Source organism: Hoskinsella mucinilytica (assembly GCF_045223415.1).
Taxonomy (GTDB): domain Bacteria; phylum Bacillota_I; class Bacilli_A; order Erysipelotrichales; family Erysipelotrichaceae; genus Hoskinsella; species Hoskinsella mucinilytica.
The window spans coordinates 76,638-101,559 of the sequence record NZ_JBEQZJ010000002.1; the positions used below are offsets into that span (position 1 = coordinate 76,638).

The following is a 24,922-nucleotide window of genomic DNA, read 5'->3' on the forward strand; positions in this document are numbered from 1 at the left end:
TACTCTCCTTTTACATATACTTTCTCTGATTAAAATTTTTCGGGATTGATCAATGCATATACTAAATAAATCATAATAGCAATGATCAAAAGGCATAATAGTGCCATACTCTTACCTCCATTAACGATTCACTTGTTTTTCACACCAATTAGCAAATAACTTTACAAGACCAAAGCCTGCGACCAGCATAATGATCATCAAAATATCAAGTGTCATCATATCAACTCCTTTTCTGTAAAGCTATCTCATTCTAGCACGAGAAAAAGAAACGCAGTGTTAAGGTTATGACTTAGTTGTTAAGATGGTATTAACATTTAGATTTTATATGATTGCAATTATTTGTACCTCTATCATTCAACGATCCTTTCAAAATGTTTACATGATAATCATTTTCTTTATGTTGCCTTAATAGACATAGGTCAGTGTGCAAGATATACTACCTTAGTGAATTTAATGGAAAACATAAAGGAGAAAAATAATCTATGATAAATAAAAAAAATATGAATTCTATCGTATTGGCAATCATTGGATTTGCTACATTATCATTTGCTATCAGCATTATAAAAGAAATACTTTATCTTGATTTAGAATCTACATTCCTTCATCAGATCATAAATATATTGATATCATTTATTGGTATGATCTTTATGGATATCGCATTCCTTTGGCTTTTATGCTTTATAAGAAAGAATCATTATAACTTTATTGTGATAAACAATGCTTTAAAAAAAAGCTTATATTTTATCGTTACAGGTTTTATCATTAGCGTTATTCAAATCATCGTCAATACACTTTTTACATTTACTATCTATGTTCCTTTCTTGTATACTATCATAAGTTCTTTGATTACGGTCATATTTCTTCTTTGGAATATGTTAGCGGTTTTTTCTATAATAGATGGCGAATCATCTGTATACAAAATCTTGACCCTTCCATTGGATCTGATGAAGCGCCATGCAATCGTATTTTTAAAATATAGCATTCCTTTTATTCTATGGGTCATCTTCCAACAGGAGATCCTCATGCAATTGATTCAACGATTATCACAAACGGACAATGGTTCCATGATGTTACAAAACATACTATCTGTAAATGATGTACATATTCAAATAACGATCACATTGATTTATTTTTTCACCTTTATCGGACAATTTAGTGCTCTTTTTCCCTTCTATTTAGTTTCTACTAAATATTATGATCAAGATACTTCCATATCCTGTATTAAAATAAATACAATGCAAAGCAAACATTGTTGAAAAAAATAGAAGTAATTTTATATCAATAAAAAATAAATTAAGGTAGCATAATTCTAACTTTTTAGAGTTATTCTACCTTTTTTGATTACAGGACTTTAAATGTTTATGAAACAGCGTCATGTTACAACTTATTATTGTATTGTTTTCTGTGATTTTGCTTACGCATGGAATCCATTGCAAGTGCGATTTCGTTCAACATCGTTGCTAACATGCTACGTTCAAATGGTGATAAAACTTCTTTTTGCTTCAAAGCGATTCCGACAACAGCATAAACCTGTTCCTTCTTTCGAATGGAATAATACACAGCATTTGCATATGGCAAGGTACTAGTTGATACACCGGCTTTGCGATTGTTTTTCAAAACCCATTGGGCAACCGCACGCTCATTTTCAGAAAGGAATCTTTGCTCCTCTTCTTCACATAATTGCTCGTGATAGATCACCGGATCTTGAAGCTTTCCGTTTTTCACACTATAAATGATGATGGTACGTTTTAACAGTTTATACAATTGACGAATTGCCTCTTCTGCTAACTGAACCATATTTTCAGCCAATTGTAGTTGTTGTGAAGTTTCCAATAAAAGCTCCATGCGATGTGCTTGCATAGCATTTACTCTAAGCTGCATACGCATTGTTCTAGTCAAGGTACTAATGATAAAAGAAACAATGAATAACACTGCAAAGGTCATCGCATATGCAGGATCATATGCCTCTAATGAAAAACGAGGTACTGTAAAAAAGAAATTAAATAAGACAACGATCAATAAAGATACACTCAACCCATAAACACGAGAGCTAGTGCTATAAGATATGAGAACGATTGCCAAAAGATACACCATGATGATATTTGATTCAGGCAGCTGAAAATAAAACATGAGCAAATTAATTCCGGTTGCTGTAAAAAACAGGAATACCGTAATATAAAGATCACGATGATCAAACGTACTACAAAGCTTCCAATTTAGCTTTTTCTTTTTCATAGACTCGACATGTGTGTCTGGAATGATATAGATTTCAAGATCTGGTGCCAACAAAGCAAGCTGGTCAATGATTGTTTTCGCACGGGAATGTGGCCTTGGAGAGGAGCGTCCGATCACAATTTTTGAGACACCACTGATTTTAGCATATTCACTTATTTGCTGTGCAACATCATCACCAACCACTGAAACGATATTCGCATGAAATCGCTGTGCAAGACGACGGTTTTGTTCTAGCTGTTCCATATCTTCTCGACTAAGCATTTCCTCATTTCCACTCTCTACATAAAGTGCTGTAAATTCCGCAAAGAAAGCACTTGCCATGCGTGCTGCTGTACGAATGACCTTAGCATTGCTTTGAGATGGGCTCAAACATAGAAGAATATGCTCTCTGGTAGACTTACGATCTTTTAGACTGACCCGCTTATTTACCCTATCCGCACAACGACGCAATGCAATTTCACGTAATGCAATTAGATTATCTCTCACAAAAAAATTATGCAATGCTTTCTGTGCAGCCATCTTTTGATATATTTTCCCTTTTTTTAGTCGTTCTATCAATTCATCTGGTTCGATATCTACAAGCTCCACTTGATCTGCATCATCAAATACAGTATCAGGAATACGCTCTTGAACTTGCACTCTGGTAATTCCTGCAACAACATCTTGTAGACTTTCTAAATGCTGTACATTTACAGTTGTATATACATCAATTCCGGCATGTAGCAGTTCCTGTATATCACTATAGCGCTTAAGATGTCTTGACCCACGTGCATTGGTATGTGCAAGTTCATCCACTAAAATCAATTGCGGATGCCGCTGTAATGCCTGATCCAGATCAAATTCTTCAAGCGTGATTCCATGATACGTAACAGTTTTTAAGGGTATGCTCTTCAATCCCTTCATCTGTGCTATCGTATCAATACGATCATGCTTTTCAATATAACCAATCACTACATCGATTCCTTCTCGCTCCCGCTCATGAGCTGCCTCTAGCATAGCATAAGTTTTTCCTACACCTGCACAATACCCGAAAAATATTTTCAAATGTCCCTGTTTCATCATGATCACCTTATTTCAGTATAACAGAATTACAACAGCACTTTATCATTATCCACATCATATTCATAGGAAACACATAGATCTTTATAGAATCTAAACATCTGTGAATAAATAAAGAAGAGGACATACTTTTGACTTTATCTGTATCGATAAAAATCATGTATATAGTACCTATCATATAAAATATCAAATTTCAATCAATACATATAAAAACAGTCAATTAAGAGAATACAAACTATTTCTCTATCATGACTGTTTTTATATTTTATATGTATAACATTAGTGCATGTGACACTGCTTTGTATTTATAGCTGATTTCAAAAGACGATATGCTTCACAAAGTAAACCTATTGCGAAAAGGATTCCTATTATACTTATGACAATATCAAAGGTATTTAACATATCCATCACCTTCCTTACACTTATAGTTTACCAGTGCTTGAGTAAAGGTGCTGTTAGTAGATTTCCTTTGGTGTTAAGATGTTGCAAAGAGCTCTTTACTACCAAATGGTCTTATTGCTATTCATCTACAAAACGATATCCGACGCCAACTTCCGTCAGAATATAACGAGGATGTGAGCTATCTTTTTCGATTTTTCTTCGTATATTTGCCATGAATACACGTAAAGATTGTGAATCTTCACAGGTGCTATATCCCCATATGTTACGTATTATAAAACTATGTGTCAGTACTTTCCCGGCATTTTCAATCAAAAGCACAAGCAATTTAAATTCAATCGGTGTCAAATGAATTTCATTTTCATCAACATATACCTTATATTTTTCAAAATCCACACGCAAACCATCCAATATAAAAATCTTTTCTTTTACGACTTGTGGTGTTCTTTTGCGTAACGCCACACGCACTCTGGCAAGCAGTTCATTGATATGAAATGGCTTTGTGACATAGTCATCAGCACCAAGATCCAATGCCTCCACCTTTTCCTTTTCTTGTCCACGAGCAGATACCACCAGAATCGGTACTTCGCTTTGTGCTCGTATTTGAGACAACACTTCACTGCCATCAATATCCGGTAAACCAAGATCTAGTAATATCAAGTCCGGGTTATCTGTCATAAAAAGAGAGATTCCTTCAATGCCATTGCGTGCTTCCAATACTTTATATCCATTCCTCTCTAGTGATAGGCTAAGAAATCGGATAATACTTGCATCATCCTCAATTAATAATATTTTATCATTCATATACATCGTTCCTTTCTTCAGCTAGCTTCAGTTTAAATCCAAATACAGCACCGGATGTATCTTTTCGATTATGGGCGAATATTTCGCCATGATGTGCTTCTACGATACTTTTACAAATAGTCAATCCCAGACCGATTCCTCGTTTGGAATCACTGCGCTCACTTTTTGTTGTCACAAAGCTTTCAAACAGATGATCTTGTATACTTTCATCAATTCCATTTCCTTGATCCAATACTTCAAAAACTGCATTGCCTTGTTCCTTATAACATCGAATATCAATTTCAGATTCATCCGGTGTATGCTTAATAGCATTGTCGATCATATTGACAAGTACTTGTATCATCAAACGACCATCCATTTCCACAAGTAAAACATCTTTAGGCAGTTGTACCTTCAGCGTATGGTTTCCCTTTCTGCTTTCACAGCGAGATACTGCCTCTAATAAGATATCGTCAACAACTTCTTTATTCTGTTTCAATAACAACTTTCCATCTTGTATTCTTGTCATATTCAATAGATTTTCCACTAACTGATTTAACCATAGTGCATCATTACTAATCGACTTTACGAGATTATATATTGTCTCATCGTCAAGATCTGCATAATTTTCACAGATCAACGTACTACTTCCGGCAATGCCTGTTAACGGAGTACGCAAATCATGAGAGATGCTTCTTAGCAAATTATTACGTAGTTTTTCCTTTTCGATTTCTATTTTACTTTGTTCCTGTTTCTTATATAGTTGTTCCCTTTCTACAGCAATCACCATTTGTGAAATTAATGTATGAATAAACATCTGTTGCTCTTTATCTAACTTTATTTCCTCATAAAGTGCATATACACCCATAAGCTGGTTATTGCAATACATAGGATGATATGTCCAAGGTTGATTTTCATAAAAAGATGTGCCTTGTCCACATTCACATTCTTTTTCCATACACCACACTGCCATATTATCATCTGGTTTAACTGTCGTTTCCAAATGCTCAAAAATTCGCTGCAACCCATTTTCTCCTTTATAATAAGTTATACAAACGGTTTGATGAACGGCATATAGAGAGCGCATAGTATAGCTGATAATTGTATCCGCATCATTTAAGGTCAAATAAGCCTTTGTAATTTCATATAAAGCATTGGTTTGTTTGGCAACCCGTCTTGCCTGCTGCACATGTTGTTGTAATTTATTGACCAAAGAACCTGTTACAAAGGATACGATCAAAAACACAATGATGGTGATAATATAATTGAAATCATCAATTTGAAGAGAATAAGTTGGATTGGTAAACAAATAATTAAATGTCAAAATACTAAGAAAACTGGAAGTGATCCCCCATAAAAAGCTTTTCGTTTCCACAACGATCAACAAAACAGCAATCAAATAAATCAACATGATATTTTCCGTACGAATTTCTATATCATCAAATACAAAGGATACAAGAGTACAAAGAAATAAGATCACTACTGTAATGCATAAGTTTTTCCACATATGATTGATTTTCATTAAAATCCTCTTTTCTTACCAGATTATAGCAGATTTCATACCGATTTTCTACGCTTCCAACCGGAGCGTACATCTTTTTCAATTCTTACTACAGCAAGTAAAACGACATAAATTTCAAGTCGCCCAATAAACATACCGATGGTTCCGGTCCATAGGACAAGAGAAGGAGCATCATAAGTCATGATACCGGCGGATAAGCCAACGGTTCCCAATGCACTGGAAAATTCAAACATGCTATATTCTAATGGATGTCCATAACAGCATAGAATCAAGCTTCCTAAAACAAAAATCAACAGATATAGAAGCACATATAGACCTGTTTGTGCAATTTCAGCGTTACCGATGGACTCTTTTTTATCCACTTTAACGATTTTATGAGATCGGATTACGTTTTTGGATAGTAACAAGCGTTGTAAATTCCAATAGATACCTTTGCATAAAACATACACTCGATATTGTTTGATACCTCCGGCAGTAGAGCCTATTCCCCCTCCGATCAGTTGCAAGATGATCATCAGCAGTAAGATCGAAGATGGCAGGGATATAAAAGTATTCACGGTCTGAAACCCCGTTGTAGTAAGTGCGGATACTACCTGAAACAAGGCAATACGAAATGCTTCTGGCATTGCCATATTAAGAGTGGAAGCTAACAATACACCCATGAGTGGTGTTATCAAAGCAATCAGCACAAAAGAAAAGCGAATTTCACAATATTGAAAGAAATTACGAAGTTTTCCACGAATCAAAAACAAATGTGCCAGAAAATTAATATTTCCTAGAATCATTAATACAATGGTTATCAACTCGATCGGCACACTGTCATAATAACCAATGCTTTGCGCTCTAGATGAAAAACCACCGGTTGATAAAGCACCAATGGAATGAATGACTGCATCAAATGGAGACATACCAAATAATATATATAAGACGATCCCCGAAAGAATATAACACATATAAATCGTTATAATGATACGTGCTGATTTCAGCAAATTAGGTAACAGACGATCACTATGCCCCTCAGCCGCATATAGGCGCATTCCATAAGTATCGGAAAGAACGGATAACATGATCAACACTAATCCGATGCCTCCAAAAAACAAGACCGTACTTCGATGCATCAAAAACAAATGAGAGATATGTTCCACATCAACTACGCTAAGTCCCGTAGTACTCCATGCACTCGTCATCTCAAATACTGCCTGTGTAAAATTGTATTTTCCACTGAGCATAAAGGGAATTGCACAAACAATGATTGCCAAGATCCAGCAGATTACAACGATCACTGCATCCTGATTACGCTGCAACCGTCCCTTTTCCTTTCCACGAATATTGAAAAAAAGAAGATAGCCTGTTATCATACTTACGATTCCAGGTAAGATGAAAAACTTTGCCTCTTGAACTTCGGTGGGATAAAATAACAATGTAAGCAATGGTAAAAGTACAATACCCCCGATGATCATTAACAGAACACCGATATATCCGATGATTAACGGAAATCCCACAACCTCTTTTGTTGATAAAGTCGATTGTGTATTCATTATGCTACCCTTTTACTAGAAAACAAATCCAGTACTTGATCTTGCATATTCGGATGGGAAAGAATCAAAAGCTTGTCATGTTCCTTTAACATCGTTTCACCATTAGGAACGATCATTTCTACATTACGTAAGATACAGCATACAATAACATTTGACGGCATGACCAATTCCTTTAACTTTTTATTTAATACAGCACACTCTTCTGTCAATAATAGTTCCGTCATAACGATATTCTCATGTTCGATGGACAATGAATTCACTAAATTTTCTATAGTGCTTGCCTGTTCAATGATTTTTGCTATGGTATATGTGGCTGATATGGCAGTATTAACTCCCAACTTTTTGAAAATAGAAACATTCTTTGGATTTGTTACCGTTGCTACTACCTTTTTCACATGAAATATTTTTTTTGCAGTCTGACAAATGGCTAGATTATCTGGATCACTTGGACGTAAAGCAATCAAAATATCAGCATGTTCAATCTCTGCTTCCTCTAGCACATATTGTTTACAAGGGTTTCCAACGATAACCGGAATGTTATATTTTTCAGACAAATAACTGCAATAAGCCTCTTCATCATTCACTACAGTTACCTCATGTTTTTTCTCTAATAGTGAACCAATCAGAAAATCCGCTTTATTACGACCTCCTGCGACAATGATTCTCATATAAGTGGCTCCTCCTTCAATGTAATATGACTGATATGCTCAAATTCACGCACGGAAAGCCGTGCAGGATAAATGGCTTTGATGGTGGTCTGTTCCAGAAGCTTTTCTTTATATGGATCATTCAGACGAATAAATACTTGATTGATATGATAGATCGTATGAGCAATCTGCGCAATCATACAGTTCACATTATCATTATCCGTAGATACTAAAACAAGATTGCAATGTTGAATATCACTGGATTCCAGCACAGACAAATCGGAAGCATCTCCCACAATTTCAAATCCCCCAAAGCTATCACAAAGTCGTTTAAACGCACATTCCTGTTTGTCTATGACGATAACATCATATCCGGATTCACTTAATGCAGATGCTAAACATGCACCAAATCTACCACATCCTGCTACCAACACTTTTTGATTTCTTAAATGATTTTTTGTAAACATAACATACACCTCTAATCTGTCTTCCTGCCCCCCTATATACTAGCAGATAAAATATAAAGAAAGTATAATCATATACCTACGTATGTTAAGAATGTGTTAAGATGGTATAAAGAAAACAAGAAATCATATTAAGAATATAAAGATTATGCTGTCATAATATAAAGATCGTAAACTTTCCCATAGATTTTTGATACAATTATCTTTATACAAAGATAATAGACTAACGATTTTTATATATCCTGCTTTTATATTGATTCTGCTATACTGTGAGTAAATAAAAAAGCTAGGAGGCTAACATATGTTTGAAAAACTAAAAAAAAAGCAAGCTGTGATTGCTGGTTGTGGAAAACTAGGTGCACGCATCGCCATTGCCTTACAGCAAAATGCATATAAGGTAATCATCATAGATATTGCAGAGAATCATTTTCAAAGACTTCCCTACAATTTGCTAATTGAAAAAATAACAGCAGATGCTTGTGATAAAGATGTACTTCTTTATGCGGGAATCGAACATGCTGATTGTTTCTTTGCTGCTACAGGAAATGATAATTTGAATGCAATGCTTGCACAGATAGCAGCTTTATATAAATGTAAGAATATCTATGCTAGAATTGATGATAGTTCTCTTAGAACGATTTTAAATCAGCCTAGCATTCATATCCTTTGCTTTTCAGAACTGTTACTTCATGAATTTGAGCAAGAGCATTTTTCACGTTCTAAGAAGCTAAATATATAGAAGAACTTTTTCGTTGACTTCAAAAAATATTAGAAAAGTCCATATGAATTAAAATATCTCATCTCATGGAATATTCATGTCAATTCACTACTCTTCAACCAACATATTCTGTAATGAATTATCTGAAAAAAAAGTATTGGCGTTATAAAGAAACAGTACATCCGTTATTTCATGATCTTGTAGCAGTTGATAAAAGTCTTCAAAATAGTATCTTGGATCTATGACTGTAATTGTATGATAATAAGGTAGTAGATAGGATACAAAAGAATTAGCATAGCTATCTTTTATCAGCAACAAATGTTTTTGGTTTTCCACAGTGGTATCGATTTCAATGGAAGGGTGATTTCCGGATAAAAACACATCATATGGATGATTCCCTTCATTCTTGGCTTTATCAAACAAAGAAGTGGATATTGTCTTTGTTTGAAGAAAACGTACATAGTATAAAGGATCACTTTTTGAAATAGAGATTTCTATCGTATCTCCTTTACCTCGATAATAACCACTTGCATTAGCTAATGTTCCAAAGAATGATGTATTCACTGCATATCTATCATAACGATAGGTTGATTCATCGGGTAACACGCTTGTTTTCCATTCCATAAAGACCGTGTATGCCCCAGCTTGCGTCCAATGATGATCACTTCGATAATATAATCGTTCCTTTTTATTTTTTTTCAATGATTCATAGCCATCTACAAACTTTATAGAAGATTCTAGACCTGTTGCAAATTCTTTGATGATCTTCATTTGATCCTGTGATTCAATATTGACCGGAAGCTTATCCTGATAAATAGTAGCTTTATTAGGAACTAATAACATACTATAATTTAGATTTTCATATTTTTTTACAAAGGAATTGATCGTTGATCGTTTCTGATTTAGCATATCAGTATCAGGTATCACACTTTTTTGAAATAATTCATCATCTTTACCTATGTAGATTCCATTCATTTCTTTTTTTCCTAAATCATACTCTAAATTAGAATGCATCCTTACCCATTGAAAACGCAATGGAAATTGATCACTAAGATACGCTTCTATTGATTTTTGATATTCGCCATTTTCTATTGAGGCTATATTCCACTCTGGAAATTTCTGTAATGAACGATTTTCCGTATCTGATTGAGATTCATCTTTTACAAAGATTCCCATCATCGCTGAAATCATTAACAATACGATAAAAGTGATTGAGACTCCACACTTTGTACACTGCTTTTTTACAGTACTCATTTCATAGTTACCTCCTTAGAACTGAAAATAGAGAAATGATTGATAAGTATTCGATAACAAATAAGATATCAAAATGATCCACACACTTATCGTAATGACCGGTTTTAAAAACCAAAGCTGTCCATAGAATTTTTTAGCCACTTGCTGTGCTAAATGAGTAAAGAATGGAGTGCAGCAAAGTATACCGATCAATAGGTATATTCCATATTCTTTTAACAGAAACAAAAAACTTTGATCCATAACAACATTTTCTTTCAACATCATCATAGATTTTAAATAATCAATAGCGATGGTCATATCTTTGGAAACGAATAAGACCCATCCAACCATGACTGCTAAAATCGTATAAAACCAACGAACCACCTTAGGCAACTTTTTGATAAAATCTTGTAGTACAAATTTTTCTATGATCAATAATATCCCATAATATGATCCCCATAAGATAAAATTCCAACTTGATCCATGCCAAATACCAGTCAGAAACCATACGATCATCAGATTTCTTATAGTTATTCGGATCGTTTTACGATTTCCCCCTAAAGGAATATACACATAGTCTTTAAACCATGTACTTAACGTAATATGCCAACGTCGCCAGAAGTCGGTAATACTGAAAGCCATATAGGGATAATAAAAATTTCGTGAAATATGAAAGCCAAACATATTGGCAAGTCCTCTTGCCATCAACATATAGCCTTTAAAATCAAAATAAATCTGTAAAGTATAGGCAAGTATTCCCAACCAGGCTGTCAAAGCCGATAGCTGCAACGTATTCACTTGACTCCATAATGACCCCATGGTATTAGCAAGAATCACTTTCATTGCTAGACCTGTTAAAAAACGACTACATCCTTGTTCAAACAGTTCAGAAGTCAAAGGATGATCATCAAATTGTTTTCTCATATTTTCATAATGTTCAATAGGCCCCATTACAAGTTTTGGAAAAAAAGATACGAATAAAGCAAATGGAAGTAATTGATACTCTGCCGAGATTTTTTTTCTACCAACATCAATGAGATAAGATAGGATAGAGAAGGTAAAAAAGGAGATACCTAAAGGTACAGTAAACAATTGATAATTAGGCAATGCTACGATAGAGCCAATTGTATTTAGAAAAAAACCATAATATTTAAAATAAGCTAATATGACAACATTTAGGATCACACTCTCGATCAATCTCCGCTTTCTTTCATTTTCAAAACCATGATCAATATAGATCCCCAGAAAGAAGTTAATTAATATTAACATGATCAATAGCAATGCATGCCATATATTTCCCCAAGCATAAAAAAATAAACTAGCAATGAGCAGTAACGCATTCTTATATTTATGAGGGGTTATTCTATAGAGAATCAAAACAATTGGCAAAAATGCGAAGATAAAGCTCATACTGCTAAAAGACATTGCCATCCTTCCTTTCAAAATAAAGCATTGATTTTTTGTTTTAGTTGTTGTGCATCTTCATGAACGATCAGTATTACATAATCACCTTTTTTATATAAAAGACCTCGTTTCAATAGATCTGCTTGTCTAGGCGCATATCCTTGAAAATTTTCTAATTGTTGGTCTAGACGCTTTTGTAGTTGTTCATAAATATGGTTTTTTTGCTTATCGTCTACTACCTTTACTACCGTTAACTCATTCACTTCCATCGCAGACGGAGGTCCAAAACAGATCATATCCTGATAATCGCTTTTACTCAACCTATATTGCCGTCTAATAAATTTGGTATCTTCTTCTTTGAATTCCCTATTCTTTACTAATTCACTCACTTTGTTTTTCATGATATGAACATCCACTTTTTTATCTATATTTTTAAATGGTAAATAGCAGGCAATCATAAGTATTACTATCACAATGATATATATTATTTTTCTCATACCATGCCTCTATAGCCCTGCGACTTCCAACATGTGAGTAAGCCATACAGGATAATAAGGATATAATGGATGAATACCATCTTTTTCATACACATCTTTTGAAAAGTCAATTAATTTGGTCGTATCTATATAAACAATATTCATTTCTTTACACAGCTTCATTAACGCTGTATTAAAACTTGAAACCTTGGTATATGCTTTATTCTTACTTTGAGCTACCTGATCGATCGGTGTAATAGAATTGATATAAATGCGTGTATGAGGTAATGCTTTTTGTATTTTTTCTATTTGTATCTTGTACTGATTAACAAATCGCTGTGCATTTCCTCTGCAATATTCAAGATCATTGAGACCATATACCATAAATATGATCTTTGGTTCATAACGAATAACTTGTCGGATTTCATCATCAATATTATCGGTTCTTTTCCCTCTTTCAGCAACAACGTTTTTCTCTGAAACCAAGCCATATTCTATAATTCCCTCAGCCATTGAATCCCCCATGATCATAGCATCTTTAAAACGCACGGAGTAAGGTTTTGTATTCAAACTTTCTTCTTTGAATGTTTCATTTATTTCTTGGATCTTTGTATCAATGTTCTTATAATCTCGTTTTTCAAGTTCTGTCATAACCATCATCCCTTTATCAATATCCCTGCTTGAAACCTTTAAAGAAAAAGGGCAAACCCTTATCAGTCCGCCAATACATAAAAATGCTATACCGATACCTATCATATTTTTATGTTTCACTTGTTATAATTCCTTTCTACTTCATATCACCCTCATGAATTCTATATAGGATTATATCATATTTTACCCTCGTTCTATTTTTTTATCACTGATTTAAGATATATTAAGATTGCTTTATTGAATAGCATACTTTTGATACAAAATGGACGATCTTCACAGGTTTTTAAACTATTATCATATGTTATAATAAAAACAAATCAATTAAAGCGCTCATTTCATTATAAAGAAAAGAGAGGATTGCTTAAACAAAAAACATTATACTAAAGTGGAGGAAGATAGATGGAATGGTACACAAAGCTAAACAAAGCAATGGAATATATTGAGCAGCATCTCACTGATGAAATAGATTATGAATATATCGCAATGATTGCCGGATGTCCTGCATACTATTTTCTGAAGATGTTTTCTTATCTGACAGGCATATCTTTACAAGAATATATCAAACGTAGACGCATGTCCTATGCTGCAGTAGAGCTCATTCATAGTGATATTAAGGTTTTAGATCTTGCTTTGAAGTATGGATATCAATCCCCTACCGCATTCAATCGTGCATTTCAAAGCGTACATGGATTAGCTCCTTCTATGATTCGTAAGCAAAATAGTATGGTACAAGCATATCCTCCCTTCCATTTCTCTATGGATATACAAGGAACCACACCTTTGTCATATCATATGCAACACAAGGATTCCTTTTCTTTGACGGGTATTTTATTTCCTTTGAGTAGAAATTTGGAAGAAAACTTTAAAAATGTTCCCAATTATTGGAATCGATCCGTACAAGATGGCACATTACATCAATTATGGCAACTACATCCATCCTCACCCAAAGCATTATTAGGAGTCAGTATTCATCACAAAGATGATTGGAATTATATGATTGCGGTGTCCATAAAAGAGAATCTTACTTATGATCACATGACTCAGCTTATCATTCCAAAAGCTGATTGGGCCGTATTTCAAGGAAGAGGAACCAACCAATCGCTTCAAGAACTAGAACGAAGTGTAATTACACAATGGTTACCTACCTCTGGTTTTCGTTACGCCGATATTCCAGATATTGAGGTTTATTTAAAAGCCGACCCATCGGATATGATATATGAATATTGGCTACCCGTTATTCAAACAAAGGAGAAAAATGATGACAAATGTTAACTTAAAAATCACATTACCCTATCCTATTAACATAGTATGGAATATTGTGACAGATTTAAAAAATGCAACTTGGCGAAGTGATCTTGATCATATCGAAATCATAGATTCCCATACGTTCATCGAGTATACCAAAGATCATTTTGCGACTACCTTTACCATCACGACCATAGAACCAATGAAACGCTACGAATTTGATATGGATAATGAAAACATGCATGGCCATTGGATCGGCTTATTTCATGGTAATGAAACAGAGACGACACTAGATTTCACCGAGTGTGTTGATGTAAAAAAGATGATGATGAAACCATTTGTGAAAGGTTATTTGAAGAAGCAACAACAGACTTATATAAGCGATTTGGAAAAAGCATTGAGATAATACTTGTTTCACATTTCGATAAAGGTTTCAAACAAGCCCTCTTTTCGGTATAATAGATACGTATATGAATGGAGGAAAGCAGATGTACGATCTTCAGAAAATGAAATATACGCTATCTAAAAGAAATGAGATCATTGATCAAGTCAGACAGCATATCGAACAGCTAAGAGAAAGTGCTGTACACTATCGATATGCAACTGCCTTTGACTTTTTAGGATTGTCTTCTCCTAGACTCATCGTTGATATCATAACCGGTGGTTATAAAAAGGGACGGCTATTAAAAAATAAACCTAAAACAAATCGATACCATCAATGCTTCTATGACAAAGAAGGTAATTGTATCTATTTTGAAAGCTATAATGAATTCGGCTGTAGCTTCACGACTTACTTTTTACGAACCGAAGATAGTGTTATCATTGCACCTTTCATAGGTCGAAGTAAAGATGAATATCCTTCTTATGTCTATGTTGCATATTATGATGAATCAGACAAGATCATTGAGTATTCTGAATTAACACCCTCTAGCATTACGACTGAAAATTATCACTATTTAAATAAGGAAGAGGCTATTTGTTATCGAACGACCTATGTTCCCAAAAGAAGCAGTGGATCATTAAGTGAATCAAAATGTTGGTTACAATTGAAAAACGAAAAAGTCATGAAGTTAAAATACTTTGAAAGATGTAATGATAAAGAAACATGTACATATTGCTATGAAAAAGAAAGTAAAAGGAGGCTGTGAAACACAGCCTTTTTCTCTATGCTTCATGAATGAAAAGATGTGATACCAGAAAGTTCATTCTTATCGTTACTCTTGAACATTCTTGAATATTTTTGAATTTTCTTGATATTTACAGGTTTCATAGATTAGATTACAATAAAAGAAAAAGGGGTCATAATTGTGAAAAAAATAAAAGTATTGTTAGCACTATGTTTCTGTTTCAGCTGTTTTAATCTCAAGATCAAAGCAAAAGATGAAACTGAATTTGAAAGATTTTTAGTATTTATGGAACAACATCCAAAGGGTGGAACCTTTACAATGAATCAGGATATGTATATGTCAGAAGCGCAAAGCAAAGATGATGGAATTTATACGAATAAACAAACCTATAGCATTCTTACAAATGGCTATCAAATTACGATGGATGGTCTAACGATATCAAATGGAGAAGATGCTTTTGATACCGTTTCTTCAATCCCCTCCCTCATAATCAAAGGCAGTGGCGCAAAAAGACCTTTGGTTCGATTGGCATGTGAAGAAGGGGCAATTGTTTCATGGATCGCTGTTTCTATCGAAGCAATCGATGGAGTCGCTGTAGAAATTCTTGAGAATGATGTTTATTTAACTGCTCATGAATATGCTCCTTCTCATATCTCTTCTATTGGTGATCATGCGATTGCTTTACAATATCGTAATCACATATCGTATGGCTATATGTGTGATATGATCTTACTAGCAAGCGGATCAAATGCAGCTGTTTTATCGAGAAACAGCTATGATTCCATGTTTTCACTAACTTGTAATTATAGTATGTTAAAGGTTTCTGGTGAAAATGCCAAACTATTTCATAACATAGACTCAGCTAATGTCATAAGTGAAGGAACCATCATGGATGATCAAAGTACAACATTAAAAAAATGGGAGATTCATTCAGATACAGCATCAAATAAAATCATAATACAAGCAAATACAGCATTTGAAGATCTTCCCATCCAAAAGAATGTTCTTGTGGATCTGATACGTGATGAAGAAGTATTACATGATATTTCTATTACGCTTCATTATGATGAAGATGCCTATCATAAAGGTCTAGCTTTAGGTAAAGCATTCACCTTATATGCTTCCTTAGATAGTATCAATTCCTCATTGATCCATCTAAAAAAAGAAGATTTCGCAATACAAATAGAATTTGGTGATATTCCAAAGCTTTATGGTACTTATCAAAAAATAAGTGAGGATCATTATATGATCACTTTTCCTAGGCCTTTTCAAGCAAAGCATCTAAATATCTATGGTAGTGTAGATGATCAACACTGGGTGTATTTAAAAGATGGCATCGGTGCAATGTCAAATGGGAATGGTATGTCTTCCGCAATCACTGCAATCGTATCTGTCCCTGAGGATATGCATTATCTTAAACTTGAAGTAGATGGTGGTTATTATCATCAACAAACGCTACAATTTCAAATTAAAGAAATCATAGATGAGGAAGGTTCTATCACTCCTCCAACCTCGACGGATACAGATCTACCAGATTTAGATGATGGTGATCAAGGTGGTAATCACGGACAAGGTGGTGGTAGAGAAGAGGGGCATTATACACCTCCGATCATCCAACAGGAGCAACCATCAAACACTGCACATAAAGATCAAAATCAACAAGAGAATGATCATAATCAAGTTCAAAGACAGCCTATCATTACCGATACCGGAAAACAAGCGGATGCTTTATGGATATTAGCAATTCCCATCATGTTATTTGGCATTTTCCTACGTAAAAAGAAAAACTAAATTATTCCTTTCGTTTTTGCTTTGGTAAATGAATGATAAAACAAGTCCCCTTTCCTTTCTCACTCTCAACATGAATCTGCCCACCATGTTGAAAAATAATGGATCTTGCGATATATAAACCTAAGCCATGTTCTTCCTTTTGATTTCTACAAAAGCTAATTCCTTGTTCGAAAATATCATCTATATGCTCTTGTGATATACCTAAACCATCATCTATAAACTTGATTTCAATTTCATCTTCTTTACTAGTCTGTTGCACCCATATATGACCATTGGGTGGTGTAAAATCTAAGGCATTGAAGAGTAGGTTTTCAAATACACGTTGTAGCTGTTCTTCATTTCCATAAAGATACCATGGTGTAGCTTCCATATCTAATATAAAATGAATAGCGCAGGCATCACAATCCGGTTTATTCCATTCATAAAAGCGTTGTAAAAAATCTTGTATACAAAAACGATCCCGTTGTATGACGATCATATCTGCTTTTGAAAAATGCTGAAGTTCTTTCATTCTTACATGAACCTCGTCTGATTTCTGTTTGATGATATTCAGATAATTCTGTACCTCTTGATCAATTTGAATATCGCCTTTTTGAATGACTTCTACCAAAGAATGTATACTTGATAAAGGAGCCTTTACATCATGTGTCAATTCACAAAGAAGGGCCTTTCGCTCATTCAACAAGGTTTCTAATTGCAGAGTGCGTTTTGCTACCGTTTCCTGTAAATGTAGCGTTAAAGTTTCATTTTCTATCATCATATGATGATTTTTACGAATCATAAACAACGTAAATAGTAAGATGATCATAAAAGAAACATATTCGTTTGGCCATCCATAGACCATTGGTTCAAAGGCATTTCTATGATATAAGGTATACAGGATACCAAGCACATCAAAACAATTTGCGGCCAATATCCATAAGTAAATAGATGATTGTATCTGAAAACCTAGCACACTTGTATAAAGAATAAATACAACCGAGATATATTTATAACCATCTATCAACATTCCATACCAATATAATGAAGTTGCATCCATATGAGGAAAACATATTGGCACCAATAATGTAATAAAGCAAATAAGGATGGCTAAGGGAAGCATTCCCAAACGATACCATCGCTTTTTTTGTACCTTAGAGAGATTGGCATTGATAGATACGATACAAGCTAACATAAGAAAATAGAAAAAATCATTCCATGCATAGGCAAAGCGGATATGGGAAAAGCCAAGAAATCGCCATAGTTCCATTGAGATATAACAAGCAAAGCTCATTGCAGCAATACCATATGTCAAATGAATGGCATTCCTTTTATTTTTTAACCATAACCCCATGGAAAAGCATGCGATAGATAAAGTAGAAAAACATAAAAACGAATAGAAGATCACCTTTTTCAATATCATAGATTGGATACCATCTATACTAGATATGATAGGTGGAAAATATAATCCACTATAATAATGGGTGTCATTTCCTATGTTAATATATAAATCACAGCTTCCCTGAACTTCTAGTGTGATGGTACTGTTTTTTACATAATCTTCGATTGGATCGGTATGAATATCTCCACGCATCAACACCAGATCTTGATCGACCCATAGCTCATATGCGCTATCGACTTCAGGAATAAAGATAGCAATCGTTGTTTGTTTTGTGCTCGTTAATTTTATATGATAGGTGGAAATACCATAAGGAGATAGAAGTTTATCACGCATAGAGTAATCAGGAAATTGACCTAAATAAATGGATGTTTTATCGACGTCCTCTTGTTCCTTTTGAAGATATGCATGGGGATAGAAATCCCAATCATCCACAAGCGAATAAAGCTGATCTTTATCAAGTTGTAAAGTATCGATATCTAAAACGCCTTGTTGTATAGGTGCTTGTGAATGGTAATACTTATTATCATATCGAAAAAGTATCTGCATGGATAGATAGGATAGGAAAAGTACAACTAAGATGATGCCTATCGCTTTATACTGTTTCATCTTTGATTCCAACAAATTGATATCCTTTGCCCCACACTGTTTGGATATATTCATGGTCTGGACATATGGTATTCAATTTCTTCCTTGTACTACTGATATGCACTTGTACGGTATGTGCACTATTGACAATAGGTTCCTTCCATATCTGATCGAAAATCTCATATTGTGAAAACACAAGATGTTCATGTGCAGCTAGAAAATATAAGATATTAAACTCCGCATCCGTTAAGGGAATTACTTCATCTTGATAATATGCTCTATGTTGAAACATATCGATCAACAACTTACCAGATCGGATGTTCTTACCATTTTTTGCTCTTATGGTAGGGTTCATCCTTTTTAAAATTCTCATGTTCAGCTCTTCTAGATTACAAGGTTTCCCAATAAAGTCATCTGCACCTGATAAAAATCCTTGGATACGATCATCATCTTCATCATAGTTGGAAAGAAATATGATAGGAATATTTAATTCACTTTTGATTTTTTTACAAATATCATATCCATTCTCATCTTCAGAAATTTTAATATCCAATATAACGCAATCAATCACTTCTTTCCTATATGGAAATGCATTCGCAAAGCTGGTTGCACAATAAACGATAAAATTACGTTTTGTTAAAAAATCATAAATCACCTTCATATATTTTACATCATCATCTATCATCAAAATTGTATTCATGGCTTCCTCCTAATTAAAATGCAGATATCACCAATACAAAACCTTAAGTTCATTATCACTCAAGTCATGATAATAAGCAAGTTGTCTTAAAAAAGATGAATCAAAAAGTGATATAGCAACATTTTTCGTTATTTATTATACATGAAGTTGTTGATTTCTTATGTTAGTGATAAATAAAAAAATGTTCAAGAAATTTCAAGAAACTTTTTGTATTTAAAATGATATAGTGAAGCATTCAATCTTAGTTGGATATGGTAACAAAATGGATGAAGTTGTTAAAAAGCTTCATAGACTTCTTAAAACTTACAAATTATGTAATTTTTTTCGCAGATTAACTGACGAATACTTAAGATTGGAGTATAATGAGAGAAACAAGTATTATGAGGGAGGCAATTTATGAAACGTTTAAAATTACTGGCTATTACCATGCTGTTAGCCACAGGTTTCAGTATGCAAGGATGTAGCAACAACAATGAGCATGGTTTGGATCCTGATAAGCCCATCACGATTCATTTATGGAATTACTACAGCGGAGCACAAAAAGTCTCTTTTGATAAGCTTGTAGAAACTTTCAATGAAACCAAAGGAAAAGAAAAAGGAATTATCGTAGAAGCTTCCGCAAAAGGAAGTATCAGCAATATTCAATCCTCATTGAGTGACATTTTACAGAAAAAAGTAAATGCTGAGGAAATGCCGGATATTTTCTCTACATATGCCGATACCGCACAGGAAATGAATGAAGCAGATATGCTGGTATCCATAAAAGATTATATGAGCGAGGAAGAATTAGATACTTTTGTACCTTCTTATTTAGAGGAAGGAAGGATCTATTCCGATGAAGATATCAAGATTTTCCCTATTGCGAAAGCAAGTGAAGTTCTTGTCCTTAATAAGGTAGATTGGGAAGCCTTTGCGAAAGCAACCAATACAAAGATTGATGAACTCTCAACATGGGAAGGTTTGAATCAAGTTGCGAAAAAATATTATGACTATAGTGGTAAGGCCTTTTTCGGTAGAGATGCCTTGATGAATTATCTAAATACTGGTAGTACACAGTTAGGTAGTGCTATGTTTGAGGTAGATGCGAAAACAAAAAATGCCAAGTTTACACCAGATAAAGCTGTATTCAAAAAGCTTTGGGACAATTACTATATTCCATATGTTAGTGGATATTATACCAAGATCGGTAAGTTTGCCAGTGATGACATCAAAACAAACGACATCATCGCCAGCGTTTCAAGTAGTGCAGGAGCTACCTTCTTTCCAAAAGAAATTGCATTAGAAGGTAACAAGACAAAAGAAATTGATTATTTGGTATTGCCTATTCCTAACTTTGAAGGATGTAAGCCTTATGCAGTATCACAGGGAGCTGGAATGGCGATTTCTAAATCTACGGAACAAAAGGAATATGCCAGTATCGTTTTCTTGAAATGGCTAAGCGAGCCTGATCAAAACATTGCTTTTACGGCTGCAAGTTCCTATTTACCGGTTACAAAAGAAGCTACCGATATCGATATGTGGAAAGAAAAGACACAACAAGAAGGCATAGAAATGAGGGATATTGTCAGTGATTGTATTCAAGTTAGCATGAAACAAATCAATGAAAGTACTCTATCAACACAAGAAAATTTCAATAACAGCTATCTTGTACGAAATAAGTTGGAGGAAGCATTCTTAAATGTTGCAGTTTCTGATCAAAAAGCAGTGAATGATGCAATTTCAAAGGGCACAAGCAAAAAAGAAGCTTTGGCAAAATATACAAGTGATGCATACTTTGAAGCATGGTATAACGCTATGCAGAAAGATATCGACCAACTTTTACAGGAGGGATAGTAATGAAAAAGAGCTCTAAATCTTTATTTAGGAAAGTTCTTTTGATTCTATTTTTTGCTACTCTGCTGGATGGCGTTGTCTTCGTAAGTTCTTTATACTTCAGTGGTTCTTTTGATCAAATCAAAGAGAATTCTATTTCCCTATTTGAACAAAGAATCAATTATCGTGCTGAAAATTTACGTAAGACACTTGTCAATGACCTTTATGATGAAAAAAACTATGAACAGCTATTTCAACACAGTGAGTCGTATTATACGGCACATCAATCAAAGAAAACAGACGATTTGGTATTTGATGATGTGATATTAGAGGATATGATTACATTTCTACATTATCGATCTATTACAGGAACTTATTTGATCCTGGATCGTGAAGTATTTCAAACCGATTATTATCCAACGATCTATCTAAGAGACTCTGCCCCAAATGCTTCTTATACCGATAACAGCGATATAAGTGGAAAATATGGAAATGCTGAATTGTTGAAACAACATAACCTTTCCCTGGAAAGCACATGGATGCCGTCCATTCGGCTAGACGAGAATGATCCTACCTATGAATTTTATTTTAAAACACTACAGACAGCAAAAGATCATCCTGATTTATCAAGCATGGAATTAGGATATTGGGGAGAGCCCATCTCTTTGAATCATGATCTTATCGATGTCTTTACATATTCTATACCATTGATTGCACAAGATGGGACTGTGTATGGTGTACTTGGTGTGGATATTTCTACCGATTATTTTAAGACATTGTTGCCTTATAAAGAAATCAATAATGAAGAACGTAACACTTATGTGTTGACAACAAAAGAAGATCACACATATCAAAGTATTTTAAGCAGTGGACCTGCGTATGAATATGTATTTAAACATCACACCCCTATTCGATTAGAGGATAAAGAAAAAGATGAAACATATCGCATGGAGATCAATACTTTAGATGATCGTGTATTAGGACATGCCATTGAATTAAATCTTTATGGAAGGAACTCCCCTTTTCAAGAGGAAGGATGGTATCTAATTGGAATCAGCAATGAATCGGAATTGCTAAGAAGCTCTCACGCTTTAGCAAGAAATGCCCGCATTTCTATTGTCATTGCATTGATCGTAGGTATTGGTGCCGCTATTTTGATTTCCTATAAATTTACCAATCCGATCTATGCTTTGGTGCAACAATTGAAGAAAAGCAAACCAAAACAAAGTGTCCATTTGCCTCGTGTGAATATTGATGAAATCGATGAACTAAGTACCTCTATCGAAATCTTTTCTCAAGGACTCATTGGTGCTGAATCCAGACTTTCTCAGATTATTTACTCTCTTGATATTCCCATTGCCGCAATGGAAATTGTAGAAAACGGTGATGTGTATTGTACGGAGAAACTTGTGGAATTATTAGCATTTGAACAACGTTATCAAACGATAACTAATTTTGAAAAGCAGGTATTTGATGAACAATTTGAAATATTTAAGCAACACGCTTCCCTTTATGAAGAACATGAAGAAGTCATAGACGGAAAACGTATTCAAGTTTATGTTTGTTATATCGATGCTGGCGTAAATGATCGAAAATGGCTTCGTTTCACACGTACGATTCAAGCGAAAAGTCAAATTATCATCGTTATGGATGTCACAAAAGAATTTGAGGAAAAAGAACGCCTGACATATGAACGAAATCATGATAGTTTAACAGGATTGTTAAATCGTCGTGCTTTCAGTGAAGAAGTCAATGATTTGCTTACGCAAAAAAATCTTGGCACTTGTGGAATGGTCTTATGGGATTTGGATAACTTGAAATTCGTGAATGATACCTATGGACATGATGGTGGAGATTTATTGATCAAAGCCATTGCCAGTCAATTGAAACAAGTAGACACAAAGTATTGTATTCCTGCTAGAATGGCAGGTGATGAATTCCTTGTATTCTATCATCATTTCAAAAATGAAGATGCTTTATTATCTAGCATACAAAATCTCCACAAAAAGATGATGTCTACACAAATCAAGTTTACAAATCATGATACAGGTAACATCAAAGTTTCCGTTGGTATTGCTTATTATCCTAAAGATGCTTCGACATATGATGATCTTCTACATTTTGCGGACTTTGCGATGTATGATGCTAAAAACTTCCAAAAAGGAAGCGTACGCTGTTTCAATGAAGAAATGTATCAGCATAATAAAATGCTGATGAGTGGTCGTATGGAATTGAATACCATTTTAGATGATAACCTTGTTCGTTATGCATTTCAACCGATCATCAGCGCAAAAGACGGTAGTATCTTAGGTTTTGAAGCACTTATGCGACCTCAAAGTGACATTCTAACCTCACCTCAGGATGTGATGTTATTAGCACGTGCTCAATCACAACTATATCGTGTGGAATATATGACATGGACACAATCCATTAAGCAATACTTAGCACTACAACATCCTTTCTCGGAAGCAAAACTATTTATCAACTCTATTCCTAGTATTCCGATGCTTGATGATCTGATCAAAGAATTAGAATCAAACTATGCAAAACAATTACCTCATCTTGTAGTGGAATTAATCGAAACGGATGAAATTGAACATAAGTATTTACAAGTAAAACAAGATTTTATGGCACGATGGAACGGTAAAATGGCAATTGATGACTTTGGTAGTGGCTATAATTCCGATACCACTCTGTTAAATATCAATGCAGACTACATCAAGATCGATATCGAATTGATTCATAATATTGATCATGATGATGATAGGCAGCTCATGGTTAAGAATATCATAGGCTTTGCACACCAAAAGCATACCTATGTCATAGCAGAAGGTGTGGAAACAAAAGAAGAAATGGAAACCTTAATTAGCTTCCATGTTGATTATTTACAAGGCTATTATACTGGAAAACCTGATTTCATCATCAAAGACATTGATTCAAAAATCAAACAAGAAATTCAGGAAATCTATCACACTTATCACGAGAACTGAGGATGACATCCTCGGTTCTTTTTTCTATCATAAATTTTTCAACTTTTTAGCACTCTCCTATTGACAGTGCTAAAAAGTGAGTTATAATATAGATGTAAGTTGAAATAGGACTTACCAAGTAGATTCAAGATACTCATTGGATAAGATCCAATCTGATAAAAG

At 34.2% G+C, this 24,922-nt stretch carries 21 protein-coding genes; 8 read left to right on the plus strand and 13 right to left on the minus strand.

The window, feature by feature from the left end:
• Positions 1-29: 29 nt before the first annotated feature.
• A complete protein-coding gene (gene kdpF, locus UGRO018_RS01080) occupies positions 30-107 on the minus strand; it encodes a K(+)-transporting ATPase subunit F (RefSeq protein ID WP_416324642.1) in 78 nt (25 codons plus the stop codon).
• Positions 108-482: 375 nt separating this feature from the next.
• Here kdpF and UGRO018_RS01085 point away from each other — a divergent pair, with 375 nt between their 5' ends.
• Positions 483-1,256 (plus strand): hypothetical protein, encoded by a 774-nt coding sequence (locus UGRO018_RS01085; protein WP_416324594.1) that lies wholly within the window; start codon positions 483-485, stop codon positions 1,254-1,256.
• A 121-nt stretch (positions 1,257-1,377) separates the two neighbouring features.
• On the opposite strand, the gene UGRO018_RS01090 is transcribed toward UGRO018_RS01085, so the two are convergent.
• The 6 genes from UGRO018_RS01090 to UGRO018_RS01115 all read right to left on the minus strand — a co-directional run bounded on the left by UGRO018_RS01090 (position 1,378) and on the right by UGRO018_RS01115 (position 8,650).
• Positions 1,378-3,294 carry a DUF4118 domain-containing protein gene (locus UGRO018_RS01090; protein WP_416324595.1) on the minus strand — a complete coding sequence of 639 codons (1,917 nt, stop codon included), beginning with the start codon at positions 3,292-3,294 and terminating at the stop codon, positions 1,378-1,380.
• Positions 3,295-3,813: 519 nt separating this feature from the next.
• Positions 3,814-4,497 carry a response regulator gene (locus UGRO018_RS01095; RefSeq protein WP_416324596.1) on the minus strand — a complete coding sequence of 228 codons (684 nt, stop codon included), beginning with the start codon at positions 4,495-4,497 and terminating at the stop codon, positions 3,814-3,816.
• Positions 4,490-5,998 (minus strand): DUF4118 domain-containing protein, encoded by a 1,509-nt coding sequence (locus tag UGRO018_RS01100; RefSeq protein ID WP_416324597.1) that lies wholly within the window; start codon positions 5,996-5,998, stop codon positions 4,490-4,492. Before UGRO018_RS01100 ends, UGRO018_RS01095 begins: the two co-directional genes overlap by 8 nt.
• Positions 5,999-6,033: 35 nt before the next feature.
• Positions 6,034-7,536: a TrkH family potassium uptake protein gene (locus UGRO018_RS01105; protein ID WP_416324598.1), complete on the minus strand. Its 1,503-nt coding sequence runs from the start codon at positions 7,534-7,536 to the stop codon at positions 6,034-6,036.
• Positions 7,536-8,204, minus strand: coding sequence for a potassium channel family protein (locus tag UGRO018_RS01110; protein ID WP_416324599.1), 669 nt, complete (start codon positions 8,202-8,204; stop codon positions 7,536-7,538). The genes UGRO018_RS01105 and UGRO018_RS01110 overlap by 1 nt, the downstream gene beginning before the upstream one ends.
• Positions 8,201-8,650: a potassium channel family protein gene (locus UGRO018_RS01115; protein WP_416324600.1), complete on the minus strand. Its 450-nt coding sequence runs from the start codon at positions 8,648-8,650 to the stop codon at positions 8,201-8,203. The genes UGRO018_RS01110 and UGRO018_RS01115 overlap by 4 nt, the downstream gene beginning before the upstream one ends.
• 298 nt (positions 8,651-8,948) lie before the next feature.
• Here UGRO018_RS01115 and UGRO018_RS01120 point away from each other — a divergent pair, with 298 nt between their 5' ends.
• A complete protein-coding gene (locus tag UGRO018_RS01120) occupies positions 8,949-9,386 on the plus strand; it encodes a potassium channel family protein (protein ID WP_416324601.1) in 438 nt (145 codons plus the stop codon).
• Between the two features lie 87 nt (positions 9,387-9,473).
• Here the strand turns inward: UGRO018_RS01120 and UGRO018_RS01125 are convergent, their stop codons facing one another.
• Genes UGRO018_RS01125 through UGRO018_RS01140 form a run of 4 tightly spaced genes read right to left on the minus strand, consistent with a single transcriptional unit; the run spans position 9,474 to position 13,129 of the window.
• Positions 9,474-10,619, minus strand: a complete 1,146-nt coding sequence (locus tag UGRO018_RS01125; protein WP_416324602.1) for a DHHW family protein — start codon at positions 10,617-10,619, stop codon at positions 9,474-9,476.
• Positions 10,620-10,634: 15 nt separating this feature from the next.
• On the minus strand, positions 10,635-12,023 hold the full coding sequence (locus UGRO018_RS01130) for an MBOAT family O-acyltransferase (RefSeq protein ID WP_416324603.1): 1,389 nt from the start codon (positions 12,021-12,023) through the stop codon (positions 10,635-10,637).
• Positions 12,024-12,037: 14 nt separating this feature from the next.
• Positions 12,038-12,499: a DUF4358 domain-containing protein gene (locus UGRO018_RS01135; RefSeq protein WP_416324604.1), complete on the minus strand. Its 462-nt coding sequence runs from the start codon at positions 12,497-12,499 to the stop codon at positions 12,038-12,040.
• Between the two features lie 9 nt (positions 12,500-12,508).
• Positions 12,509-13,129: a GDSL-type esterase/lipase family protein gene (locus UGRO018_RS01140; RefSeq protein WP_416324605.1), complete on the minus strand. Its 621-nt coding sequence runs from the start codon at positions 13,127-13,129 to the stop codon at positions 12,509-12,511.
• Between the two features lie 399 nt (positions 13,130-13,528).
• Here UGRO018_RS01140 and UGRO018_RS01145 point away from each other — a divergent pair, with 399 nt between their 5' ends.
• The 4 genes from UGRO018_RS01145 to UGRO018_RS01160 all read left to right on the plus strand — a co-directional run bounded on the left by UGRO018_RS01145 (position 13,529) and on the right by UGRO018_RS01160 (position 17,292).
• Positions 13,529-14,401 carry an AraC family transcriptional regulator gene (locus tag UGRO018_RS01145; RefSeq protein WP_416324606.1) on the plus strand — a complete coding sequence of 291 codons (873 nt, stop codon included), beginning with the start codon at positions 13,529-13,531 and terminating at the stop codon, positions 14,399-14,401.
• The gene (locus UGRO018_RS01150) at positions 14,388-14,780 is read left to right on the plus strand and encodes an SRPBCC family protein (RefSeq protein ID WP_416324607.1); all 393 of its coding nucleotides are present in this window, start codon (positions 14,388-14,390) and stop codon (positions 14,778-14,780) included. The genes UGRO018_RS01145 and UGRO018_RS01150 overlap by 14 nt, the downstream gene beginning before the upstream one ends.
• Positions 14,781-14,862: 82 nt before the next feature.
• Positions 14,863-15,522, plus strand: a complete 660-nt coding sequence (locus tag UGRO018_RS01155; RefSeq protein WP_416324608.1) for a hypothetical protein — start codon at positions 14,863-14,865, stop codon at positions 15,520-15,522.
• Between the two features lie 159 nt (positions 15,523-15,681).
• Positions 15,682-17,292, plus strand: coding sequence for a hypothetical protein (locus UGRO018_RS01160; RefSeq protein ID WP_416324609.1), 1,611 nt, complete (start codon positions 15,682-15,684; stop codon positions 17,290-17,292).
• Between the two features lies 1 nt (position 17,293).
• Here the strand turns inward: UGRO018_RS01160 and UGRO018_RS01165 are convergent, their stop codons facing one another.
• Both UGRO018_RS01165 and UGRO018_RS01170 read right to left on the minus strand, forming a co-directional pair.
• The gene (locus UGRO018_RS01165) at positions 17,294-19,279 is read right to left on the minus strand and encodes a sensor histidine kinase (protein WP_416324610.1); all 1,986 of its coding nucleotides are present in this window, start codon (positions 19,277-19,279) and stop codon (positions 17,294-17,296) included.
• Positions 19,266-19,958 (minus strand): response regulator transcription factor, encoded by a 693-nt coding sequence (locus UGRO018_RS01170; protein ID WP_416324611.1) that lies wholly within the window; start codon positions 19,956-19,958, stop codon positions 19,266-19,268. The genes UGRO018_RS01165 and UGRO018_RS01170 overlap by 14 nt, the downstream gene beginning before the upstream one ends.
• A gap of 396 nt (positions 19,959-20,354) precedes the next feature.
• On the opposite strand from UGRO018_RS01170, the gene UGRO018_RS01175 reads away from it, so the two are divergent.
• On the plus strand, positions 20,355-21,791 hold the full coding sequence (locus UGRO018_RS01175) for an ABC transporter substrate-binding protein (protein WP_416324612.1): 1,437 nt from the start codon (positions 20,355-20,357) through the stop codon (positions 21,789-21,791).
• A 2-nt stretch (positions 21,792-21,793) separates the two neighbouring features.
• Positions 21,794-24,760 (plus strand): bifunctional diguanylate cyclase/phosphodiesterase, encoded by a 2,967-nt coding sequence (locus UGRO018_RS01180; RefSeq protein WP_416324613.1) that lies wholly within the window; start codon positions 21,794-21,796, stop codon positions 24,758-24,760.
• The last annotated feature ends 162 nt before the right edge of the window (positions 24,761-24,922 follow it).